Here is an 11719-nt window from a genome sequence, read left to right as displayed (position 1 = left end):
GCTTCATTATTTTTCCAGCAACAAGCTTACCCACTCTTCACGCTGAAGCTTTTTCTTCAACTCAAGACCGCTTTCTTTACATACTTCAAGGATATCATCCACATCAAAGAAACACAGCCCGGAAAGGAGTAATTTACCGCCTTCATTCATTACACCAACATAGGTAGGAATATCAGAGATCAGGATATTTCTGTTGATGTTGGCCAGAATAATATCAAAATTCTCTTTTCCTAAGTTTTCCGCAGTTCCCAGTTCAATATCCAGTTCAACACCGTTTCTTACAGCATTTTCTTTTGAGTTTTCTACAGACCATTCATCAATATCAATAGCTTTTACCTCTCCGGCACCCTGCTGTTTTGCGTAAATCGCCAATACAGAAGTTCCACATCCCATATCAAGGACTTTTTTACCATTGAAATCAATGTCCATCATCTGCTGAATCATCAGGTGTGTCGTTGGGTGATGTCCTGTTCCGAAAGACATTTTAGGCTGAATGATAATTTCGTGCATACCCGCTACCGACTCATGGAATTCTGCTCTAATCAACACCTTATCATCAATATTGATTGGAGAAAAGTTCTTTTCCCATTCTTCATTCCAGTTGATATTCGGCATTTCTTCAAACGAATACGTGATCTCCACGTTTTTATTTTCAAAAAGCGGAAGCGTCTTAAGTTCCTCTTCCTTAAAAAGTTCTTTCTGAATATATCCTAAAATTCCGTCGATTTCTTCTGTAAAGCTGTCAAAACCTATTTCGATAAGCTCTGCCATTAATATCTCGTTCCATGGCTGTAATGGAGAAATTTTGAAATTGAATTCTAAATAATTTTGCATTGCGTAAGTAATTTGGTGCAAAAATAAGAATGTTATTACGGTTAAAAAAATTGAAGTGCTATGAGTATGGATTATTTTAAGAACAATGTTATTTGGTTTAATCGCAAAGGCGCAAAGTTTTGATGAATCGGGTGACTTTTTATGATCGTAGAGAGGTTGCCCATAAGCAGGACAGGAAAATAAAGCTGTTTTATATTTTGGCTAAAGCCGGATAGGTTTGTGTAAATGAAAAGCGGGCTAAAGCCCGCTTCTATTGAATATTTTTGACATGTTAACGAATATTCTATGTATCATCATCTATTGACATTAAACTGTATTACTTGTATAAATTCACGCAAAAAGACGGACTAAAGTCCGTCTCTATTGAATATTTTTGACATGTTAACGAATATGCTATGTATCATCATCTATTGACATTAAGCTTTATTATTTGTATAAATTCACGCAAAAAGACGGACTAAAGTCCGCCTCTATTGAATATTTTGACATATTAACGATTATGCCATGCATCACCAATGGAGATTTAACCTTTATCATGGTACGATTTCACGCAAAAAGACGGGCTAAAGCCCGCCTCCATCAAATATTTTATTGTTTAAATTAATGCAGCGGGTATCACATAACCCAATATCCTGCAGCAATTAAACAAATATGATTAACCCTTTTACGGATTTGTAGAGAAAATAGAACCGTTAGCAATCAATGCTCTTCTGTTCATTTTTAAAATATCTCTTACCCATTCTGCGAAATCTTCCGGTTGAAGCACTTTATCCGGATTGCCGTCTGTAAGTCCTCCCTGGATACTCATATCCGAAGCGATGGTACTTGGCGTCAATGTGATAACACGGATATTCTGCTTTCTCCATTCCGCCATCATCGATTGGGATAATGAAACTACCGCTGCTTTAGAAGCTGCATAGGCTGACATATTCGGACCACCCTTAAGTCCGGCCGTGGAAGCTACATTCACAATATCTCCTTCACCATTCGCTTTCAGAAACGGATAAACAGCCTTGGAAGCATAATACACTCCAAACAGATTGGTTTTAATCACCTGCTCCCAGGTTTCGGAAGACATCTCTTCAATACTTCCAAAATCTCCGATTCCTGCGTTATTCACCAGGATATCCACACTTCCCAATTGCTTGGCAAGAGACTCAATCCCCGCTTTCACTTCAGATTCATTATCCATACTGAAAACCGCATAGGCAGAGTTTACCCCAAGCGCTTTGATTTCTTCCACTGTATTTTTAAGGTTTTCTTCATTTCTACCGGTAATGGCCACGTGTACTCCTTCATTGGCTAAAGCTAATGCAACCGCCTTTCCAAGCCCTCTTCCACCACCTGTTATGATGGCATTTTTTCCGTTTATATTCATAATATTATTCTTTCTTAGGACAAATTTACAAAAGAACATTTTGACAAGGCTTAAAGAATAGACATTTAATACAATTTTAATAGCGGTATCAAATCCTTAAGTTTTTTTAACCACAAAAGGCACAAAAGATTTTTAACACTTAAGTTATTTGAAGTCTAAATTTTTTGTGCATAAAAAGTTCACATAAGTTCTGGAAAAATCAAGATTTTGGACTGAATATTATCCATAAACATCTGTGAAAATCTGTGCAATTTGTGGTTAAAAAATTCAACCACAAAAGTCACAAAAGCTTTTAGCACTTAAGTTATTTGAAGTTGAATACTTTATGAAAAGAAGTTCACATAAATCCTTAAAAAAAATCAAAGATTTTTATATTGAATAATATCCATAAACATCTGTGGAAATCTGTGCAATCTGTGGTTAAAAAATTCAACCACAAAAGGCACAAAAGCTCTTAGCACTTAAGTTATTTGAAGGTTAAATGCTTTGTGTAAAGAAGTTCACATAAGCTCTCAAAAATCGAAGATTTTTATACTGTTGAATGTAATTGTCAGAACTGACGAAAATTCCCCTTCCGTGGAGGGGTGGCGAAAATTCAAAGAATTTTTGACGGGGTGGTTTACAAGTGTAAAAAACAAAAAAACCTGCCTCTAAAAAAGAGACAGGCTATTAATTTCAGTAACAAAAACTGTTATTTATTTTTCAGCTGATCAGGAATATTTGTGGTTACAAAACCAATCCCCTGATTTTTCAACTGCTCGTATACTGCCGGATCATTGACTGTCCAGGAATTTGTGATAAGGCCTAAAGCTTTTGCATCAGCGATCCATGTCGGGTTTTTCTGGAAAACACTGTAATGGTAGTCTATTCCGTCAAGACCTTCTTTTTTGATCTGCTCAGGAGACAGTTCTCCGTTCAGGTACTGTACTTTGAATTTTGGCTCCAGTTTTTTGATCTCTTTACAGATGTTTAAGCTGAAAGAAATATACTCACTCTGCCCTTCCAGTTTCATTTCTTTGATCATTTTAAGAGTCTTCTGAGTGATCTCATCTTCCAGTTCCGGAGTTTTGGCAGGCTTAATCTCAACGATCAGTTTTAAAGCGGTATCTTTTTTTCCCTGCTTCAGATATTCTTTCAACGTAGGAAACTTTTCACCGTTGGAAAGCTTCAACGCTTCCAGTTCTTTGAAAGACGTTTCGGAGATCTCCATTTTCCCGTGGTGCTCGTCGTGATTCACCACCAGAACGCCGTCTTTGGTCATTCTTACGTCAAATTCCGATCCGTATATTTTTAATTTCTGGGCATTCTCTAAAGACTGAATAGAATTTTCCGTGGTAGGCGGCTGTGCCTGGAAATAGCCTCTGTGTGCGATAATCTGGGTTTGTGCCTTCATTAGGACTGTACTTAAAACTGCTAACCCTAAGATAAAATTTTTCATAATACAATTTAGATAATTAGATAAAAATCTTAAAAAACGTTTGATAAAGGTAGTGTTTACATTTTAAAAGCTGTATTTGGCACCGATCTGAATCTGGTATGGATTCCCGGAAAGAGGCGCTAAACCGCTGGTATTCTTAACGTATTCAAACTGTTTTGTAGCCTGGTTAAATTTTGTCACTCTGTATAAGGCCATATTTCCATAAGACTTATTGACTCCCCATTCTTTGTTAAGTAGGTTCGCCAGGTTGAAAATATCTACAGAAAGTTCAAAGGCTCCGATTTTGTCAAACTTGATTTTTTTGGCAACACGTACATCCCAAACTCCGTAGAATCCGTTTTTACCACCATTACGTTCCGCTATAGCATTGTTGTATTTTTCCACATAATCTTTCAGAGCCTGTCCAACTTCAGGATCATTGAGAAGCGGTTGGGTAATGATTTCAGGGAAGATATACGCAAGGTCGTTGGAATCTACAAAGTCCCCGTTGATATTTCCACCTGCCGTTACTGAGAAACGGGTTCCTCCAATTCCAGAGTACCTTACTCCCAAAGTAAATCCTGCAATAGTAGGCGAATTTCCGTAAAGCACTACTTTATTTCGGAACTGGTTATCGGAATAGCTCATTCTTAAATCTCTCGGATCACTTTGAATCGGAGTGGACAATGTCGCGGAATTCGCTACGTTTCCGTTGTATGAAGTATTGTCTTTGATATCAGACCAGGTGTAACTTGCCGTGATCTCCCCATCTTTCCAGTAACGGTAGCTGGTATCCACCACGAATGAGTACTGGTTCACTTTTCCATCGCTCACAAGTTCAAGTACTCGTCCAAAGTTATTATTGATTCTTCCTGCTTTCCAGTCGATGCTTACACTGTTATTCGTATTATTGATGATCGTAGATTCAGGTACAAAGACTCCTCTTCCACCTTCATTGGCTAAATTGAAAACCGGGTTAGTCTTCATATTTCTGTCATAGTAGAAGTAATTGTTTCTTCCCAGCGCCATATATCCTGCAATTCCTGCTCTGAATCTTTCATTAAAGAAGTGAGTATAGGAGATATTCGCTTTATAGACGATTGGGATTTTTGCATCTTTCCCTGTATAATTGATGGTCGGGATCTGATACTGTGAAAGTGAAGGAACACTTCCGTAATCATCTCTATAGCCTGGAAAATTAGGCGTCAGACCAGCCGTAGCAGGATTCACATCTACTGTTGCCAGATGTTTTCCGTCAAAAACAAGGTTATTGATCACCATATAGTTGTTGATGTCGGAAGAGAAGATTCCTGCGCCAAATTTTAAGAAATCTTTGTTGCCTTCATTGATATTCCAGTCAAACTGAAATCTCGGCTGGATCACAAACGATTTGATCTGGTTATCGGTTCTGATACCCATCTCGTCAAAAAGCTTCTGATTGAATTCAGCTTTCGGATATCCTCCGTAATCGAATCTTAATCCGGCCATAAAATCAAGGCCTGTTGCTATTTTGGTCTGAATCTGCCCATACAATCCTGCATTCCAGATACTGGATTTTACAGACGGATCATCCATCAATGGTACTTCTCTGTAGAATCTGTAAGGCGTAAGATCTTCAAAATTTTTCATGCCCTGAAACTGGAATCTTCCGTTCACTTCACTTCCGTAGACAGATTTGGATCTGGTATACATCAGGTCTACTCCAAAGGTATATTTAATTTTATCCGTGTTGTAGTATAAGTTATCTACAATCTGGAATACATTATTTCTGAAACCTTCCTGACCGAAACGATGTCCTCCAATCTGGATATTGGTTGATCCAACACTTGATGCAACCCCTTCTACTACCGCTCTAGGAACTGGTTTTCCCAATTCATTGTTCTGATAACTGTCCTGAAACGTGTATAAATACTGTGCTTTTAATTCATTCGTGATATTAGACTTAACATTTGTTCTCAACGTCAAAAGTAAGCTGTTATCAAGGTTTTTATCATTCCCGTAAGATTCGAAGAAATTGATCGCAGTATTATCTCCTAATCCGTTTTTATTCAGATCGTACGTGAAGTTGTTTCTTAATGTCAATAAGTTTTTTTCGTTGATCTGCCAGTCCAGACGAAGGAATCCTGCATCCGAATTTCTTACTTTATCAAAACTCCCGAACTGCGGCGAATTTCCTACCCCGTATTTTGCTCTTGCAATATCCAGGAATTGGTTCAGCGTCTGTGTGGTGGTATTGAATCTTTTCTCATCGTCTTTAGATTTGATATCTGCAATAATCAAAGGCCTTGAATCCAGCTGGTGATCCCATGCCACAAAGAAGTGTAATTTGTTTTTAATGATCGGTCCTCCCAATGAAAAACCGAACTGAGATGTAGAGAAATCGTTCTCTCTTTTGTTCCCTCTGATATCATACGGGCTCGAAAGCCAGTTGGTTCTTAAGTATTCCCATGCACTTCCGGAAAATTTATTCGTTCCGGATTTGGTAACGGCACTTACCGTTCCACCACCACTTCTTCCCAGGGTTACATCGTACTGGTTGGTCGTGATCTTAAATTCACGGACAGCTTCTATCGAGATAGAAAACGGTGCGCCACTACGGCTGGTTGTAGATCCCGCAGAAGTCGGGTTTTTGGCCGTCATCCCATCGATTGTAAAGTTAGTAGAAGATCCCAGCTGTCCGGACAGGTTTCCGCCTTTTCCGCTTAATGGGGACAATTCAGTAAGATTGGTAAAATTTCTTCCGTTGACCGGGAGCATACTGATGTTCTTCGCTGAAATCGCGGTCGCTGCTCCAAGGTTTCCGATCTTGTTTTTAAGGTTTCCGGTGACTACTACTTCTTCTATCTGCTTTTCATCGCCACCTAAGCTCATGTTTACCGTAACCTGATCTCCGAAATTAACGTTATATCCTTCTTTCTTTTCCTCGTTCACGATCACCGTATAAGGTCCGCCCAGAGGAATTTCTTTAAAAATATACTCACCTTTCGAATTGGTCTCCGTCTCCGTCCTGAACCCTGTAGACTCGTTCACGATGGTTACTTTCACTTTTTCCTGAGCGGTACTGCCCAGTCCGGTAATTCTTCCCACAATAGAAGCCTGCGTAGTCTGCGCATAAGCCAGTGTTCCAAATCCCAAAAACAATAATCCTAGTACAATCTTTACTTTTCTCATCTTAACAAATTAGATGTGCAAAGGTATTTTGACTTTATGGACCGGGTGTTTAAGAGAGCTTTAACAAATTTTCAACTAAATCATAACATTGTGTTAAATTAATTTAAACAAGTGTTTTAATTCGCACTCAATCAACACGTTAAACCATATTACGCTTTTTTAATTTTCCCATAATATTTTATTGCGGTATTTTTTAATGAGATTAGTTTAGCTATTTTTGCTCAAAAGATAGAACGGAATGTCTGAAAATATACAGCAAAAGATAGAGCAGCTCCGAAAAGAGCTCCATCAGCATAATGAAAATTACTACCATCTAGATGCCGCTACAATCTCTGATTATGAGTTTGATATGCTTCTGGAAGAGCTTCAGGATCTGGAAGCAAAACACCCTGAATTTTACGACGAGAATTCACCTACGGTACGTGTAGGCGGAGGAATTACCAAAGTATTCCCTACCATTCAGCATAAGTTCAGAATGTATTCTCTGGATAATTCCTATGATTTCGATGATCTGGAAGACTGGGAGAAGAGAATTATCAAAACCATCAGTGATCCGGTGGAATTTGTTGCTGAGCTAAAATATGACGGCGTTTCCATTTCTATTCTTTATGAAAACGGAAAGCTTACTCAGGCTGTAACGCGTGGCGATGGTTTTCAGGGAGATGAAATCACTTCCAACGTCCGAACCATTTCGGATATTCCTCTGACGCTGAAGGGTGATTTCCCGGCTCAGTTTTTTATGAGGGGTGAAATTTATCTGACGAGAAAAAACTTCGACAAGCTTAATAAACTACGTGAGGAGGAAGGTTTGGACCCTTTTATGAATCCAAGGAATACCGCCAGCGGAAGTTTAAAAATGCAGGACAGCGGCGAGGTAAGAAAAAGAAGTCTGTCTTCTGTACTTTACCAGTTTATTTCTGAGGATGTTCCTGCAGAAACGCATTGGGAGCTGCTTCAGAAAGCACAGGGCTGGGGCTTTAAAACTTCACAGCAGGCGAAACTCTGCAAAACAATGGATGAAGTGAAGGAATTTATCAGTTTCTGGGATACGGAACGTCACAATCTTCCTTTTGAAATTGATGGAATTGTTTTAAAAGTGAATTCTTTACAGCAGCAGAGACAGCTGGGCTACACGGCAAAATCTCCGCGATGGGCAATGGCTTATAAATTCAAAGCTGAAAAGGTGGAAACTGAGCTTCAGAGTGTTTCTTATCAGGTAGGAAGAACGGGAGCCATCACTCCGGTGGCTAATTTAAAACCTGTTTTACTGGCCGGAACCATCGTTAAAAGAGCTTCGCTTCACAATGAAGATATCATAAAAAAACTGGATCTGCATGAGCACGATTTTGTGTATGTTGAAAAAGGTGGTGAGATCATTCCTAAAATTGTAGGGGTACACACCGAAAAAAGAACTTCAGAAAGCAGAGAAATCGAATATATTAAAAACTGTCCTGAATGTGGAACTGAATTGGTGAAAATTGTTGACCAGGCGATCCATTTCTGTCCGAATGAACTTCACTGCCCGCCACAAGTGGTGGGAAGAATGATTCACTATGTTTCCAGAAAGGCTTTGAATATTGATAATCTTGGAAGTGAAACTATAGAGCAGCTTTACAGAGAAAAATTAATTGAAAATCCTGCTGATTTTTACGCTTTAACGAAGGAACAGATTCTTCCTCTGGAAAGAATGGCGGAAAAATCTGCACAGAATATTATTTCAGGGATTGAGAAATCTAAGGAAATTCCTTTTGAAAAGGTTCTTTACGGAATCGGGATCAAGCATGTGGGAGAAACGGTGGCCAAAAAACTGGTGAAAAACTTTGCCACGATCGATGAACTGAAGGAAGCCACAGCAGAAGAACTTTGTCAGGTAGAAGATATCGGAACGAAGATCGCGGTAAGCATTGTGGAATTTTTCAAGAATTCTGAAAATATTCTGATGATCGAGCGTCTGAAGTCTTACGGAGTACAGCTTGAAAAAGGTGAAAGCACGAATGAGGTTTTATCTAATGTTCTGGAAGGGAAAACGTTCCTTTTCACAGGAAAATTATCCTTATTCACCAGAGAATCTGCGGAAGAAATGGTGGAAAAACATGGCGGCAAAAATATTTCTGCAGTATCTAAAAACCTCAACTTCCTGGTGGTTGGAGAAAAGGCAGGAAGCAAGCTGAAAAAGGCTCAGGACATCGGAACCATCACGATTCTGGATGAACAGGAGTTTCTGAATCTGATAGAGAAACAGTAAGATCTTTAACAAATTATAATTAAACCATTGAGATTAGATTTCAATGGTTTATTTTTGTTCTTTTTCACCAAGAAAAGAATAATAAACTAAATAAGATTAATCCATGAAAAAAATCTACTTCATCATTTGTATGATGATCCTCTCTTTATTTCAGGCTCAGACTGTGAATATTCCTGATGCCAATTTTAAAAGCTTACTGGTCGCTAATATACCTTATCTGGCCAAAGACCTCATGGGTAATAATACGATTATTGACGCCAACCATGACGGCGAAATTCAATTATCTGAAGCTGCCAATATCAGTAAACTACGTTTTGATTTATATGATATGCCCAATTATTCCTCCAATTTTAATAATGTAGTTTCAATAGCAGGTATAAAAAGCTTTACCAATCTTACGGATCTCTATATTGATAGTTTTACTTTATTACAAACCATCGATCTGAGCAATAGTACAGCCTTGTATAAACTTGATCTCAGCAGATGCTATGTTTTATCATCCGTAAATCTTCAGGGTTGCAGCCAGTTATATGATCTTGACATTTTTTTCACGAGTATACCGTCTATGGATCTATCGGGACTGACCAATTTATATGAAGTGGATATGACGCAGTGTCAACTTGCTAATCTATCTTTAAATAATAATACAAATCTCAACAACCTGACTTTAACGTCCAATAAGCTGCAAACCCTGCCTTCAGGCCAGACGCCTAATCTAAAATTTCTGAGTATTGCGGGTAATCAATTTATAACACTCAATTTCAGTGGTTTTCCAAAACTTGAAATGCTGAACTGTACCTACAACAAGTTTATCAGTATCGATTTATCTCAGAATACAGATTTGAAAATTTTCGGATGTGACATGAATCCTAATCTTAAGTCGTTGTTTATTAAAAACGGCATCAATAACTTTACACAAAATAATAATTCTACTTTTTCCAACACACCCAATCTTGCGTATATCTGTGCGGATGATTCTGAAATTTCCAACGTAAACGCTTTACTGCCTTCTACCACTTCATGTGTTGTGAATTCATACTGTTCATTTACTCCGGGTGGAGCTTTTTACACGATCTCAGGAAATACAAAATTTGACAGTAACAATAATGGTTGTGATGTGAATGATCCCAACAAGGCATTCCAAAAATTCAATATTACCAGCGGAAGTATTTCAGGAAGTATAACGGCTAACAGTTCAGGAAATTACTCAATTCCAGTACAAGCCGGAGCCCATACCATCAGCCCGGTTCTTGAAAATCCGACTTATTTTAATATCTCGCCAACAAGTTTAACAGCTAATTTCCCTGCGCAAACAAGTCCACTAACACAGAATTTCTGTATGACGGCCAACGGCAATCATCCGGATCTTGAAGTTGTAATCATCCCGACAGATATTGCTGTTCCGGGGTTTGATGCAGATTATAAAATTGTTTTCAAAAATAAAGGAACCGGAACGCAGTCAGGAAATGTGGTATTCGGTTTCAATGATGACCTGATGAATTTTGTAAGTGCAACTACAGTTCCCAATTCTCAATCTACGGGAGTTTTAAACTGGAATTTCACGAATCTTCTTCCTTTTGAATCGAGAGAAATCAAAGCTAAGTTTACTTTGAATACCTCAACGCAGACCCCTTCTTTAAATATGGGTGATGTGCTTCACTACACAGCCCAGATCAACGGGGTTGCAGATGAAACTCCTGCAGATAACACGTTTACATTGAATCAGACGGTAGTAAACTCTTTTGACCCGAATGATAAAACCTGCCTGGAAGGCGCATCCATTGCACAGGCTCAGGTTGGAGATTATGTTCATTATCTGATCAGATTCGAAAACAACGGTACTGCCAATGCAAGAAATATTGTTGTAAAAGATGATATTGATACATCCAAATTTGATCTGTCTACGCTGGTTCCATTAAGCGGAAGCCATAGCTTTGTTACCAAAATTTCGGGAACCAATACGGCGGAATTTATTTTTGAAAATATTCAGCTCCCTTTTGATGATGCCAACAACGATGGCTATGTTTCATTCAAAATAAAGACAAAATCTACTTTAGCAGCCGGAAACAGCTTCAGCAATACAGCCAGAATTTATTTTGACTATAACGCTCCTATCGTCACCAATACATATACCACTTCTGTGCAAACCGTACTGGCAACATCTGAGGTGAATACCAGCAAAAATGGTTTCAATATTTATCCTAATCCTGTAAAAGATATTCTTTATATCCAATCAAAGGATGAAGTCATTAAAGCTGAAATTTACGATGCAGCCGGAAGAATACTGAATACAACCGGAGTAAAAAACAATGCTGTGAATGTTTCTGATCTGGCGAAAGGAAATTACATCATCAAAGTTTCTACAAAAAACAAAACGCTGACGCTTAAATTTATTAAAGCATAAAAGTAATTGACCATATTATACCTTAAAGCTGTGAGAATCTCACAGCTTTTCTTGTTTTTAGCCATTAACCCTGTCAACGTTTTGAACCTTGACAGGGTTTGCAGAACGATTCGGATTTAAAAAGCCTTCAAATTATTATTTAAAAAAAATTAACACAAACAATCTATTTAAATAATTTCATTCAATTAAAAACAATAAAAACAGTATTATATAAATAATTAAAAACTAAAATGTAATTATTTTTCATAATATTATTTTTTATATATTTAC

General features: G+C 38.0%; 6 protein-coding genes. 2 read left to right on the top strand and 4 right to left on the bottom strand.

Features of this window, described 5'->3' with window-relative positions:
- Positions 1-6: 6 nt before the first annotated feature.
- The 4 genes from prmA to BM143_RS08120 form a co-directional block, all read right to left on the bottom strand.
- Positions 7-834: a 50S ribosomal protein L11 methyltransferase gene (gene prmA / locus BM143_RS08135; RefSeq protein ID WP_090024057.1), complete on the bottom strand. Its 828-nt coding sequence runs from the start codon at positions 832-834 to the stop codon at positions 7-9.
- A 664-nt stretch (positions 835-1498) separates the two neighbouring features.
- On the bottom strand, positions 1499-2212 hold the full coding sequence (locus BM143_RS08130) for a 3-ketoacyl-ACP reductase (RefSeq protein ID WP_090024056.1): 714 nt from the start codon (positions 2210-2212) through the stop codon (positions 1499-1501).
- Positions 2213-2903: 691 nt separating this feature from the next.
- A complete protein-coding gene (locus tag BM143_RS08125) occupies positions 2904-3650 on the bottom strand; it encodes a glycerophosphodiester phosphodiesterase (RefSeq protein WP_090024055.1) in 747 nt (248 codons plus the stop codon).
- Positions 3651-3713: 63 nt separating this feature from the next.
- Positions 3714-6800, bottom strand: coding sequence for a TonB-dependent receptor (locus BM143_RS08120; protein ID WP_090024054.1), 3087 nt, complete (start codon positions 6798-6800; stop codon positions 3714-3716).
- 238 nt (positions 6801-7038) lie between these two features.
- Here BM143_RS08120 and ligA point away from each other — a divergent pair, with 238 nt between their 5' ends.
- Positions 7039-9045, top strand: coding sequence for an NAD-dependent DNA ligase LigA (gene ligA / locus BM143_RS08115; protein WP_090024053.1), 2007 nt, complete (start codon positions 7039-7041; stop codon positions 9043-9045).
- 103 nt (positions 9046-9148) lie between these two features.
- Positions 9149-11449, top strand: coding sequence for a DUF7619 domain-containing protein (locus BM143_RS08110; protein ID WP_090024052.1), 2301 nt, complete (start codon positions 9149-9151; stop codon positions 11447-11449).
- The last annotated feature ends 270 nt before the right edge of the window (positions 11450-11719 follow it).

Source organism: Chryseobacterium oleae (genome assembly GCF_900115055.1).
Lineage (GTDB): Bacteria > Bacteroidota > Bacteroidia > Flavobacteriales > Weeksellaceae > Chryseobacterium > Chryseobacterium oleae.
The sequence above is the reverse complement of the archived record's forward strand: the minus strand, read 5'-3'. Positions and strand labels throughout refer to the sequence as shown.

Coding starts and splice junctions, on each gene's coding strand:
- prmA (WP_090024057.1), bottom strand. CDS start 834: ATGCAAAATTATTTAGAATTCAATTTCAAAATTTCTCCATTACAGCCA.
- BM143_RS08130 (WP_090024056.1), bottom strand. CDS start 2,212: ATGAATATAAACGGAAAAAATGCCATCATAACAGGTGGTGGAAGAGGG.
- BM143_RS08125 (WP_090024055.1), bottom strand. CDS start 3,650: ATGAAAAATTTTATCTTAGGGTTAGCAGTTTTAAGTACAGTCCTAATG.
- BM143_RS08120 (WP_090024054.1), bottom strand. CDS start 6,800: ATGAGAAAAGTAAAGATTGTACTAGGATTATTGTTTTTGGGATTTGGA.
- ligA (WP_090024053.1), top strand. CDS start 7,039: ATGTCTGAAAATATACAGCAAAAGATAGAGCAGCTCCGAAAAGAGCTC.
- BM143_RS08110 (WP_090024052.1), top strand. CDS start 9,149: ATGAAAAAAATCTACTTCATCATTTGTATGATGATCCTCTCTTTATTT.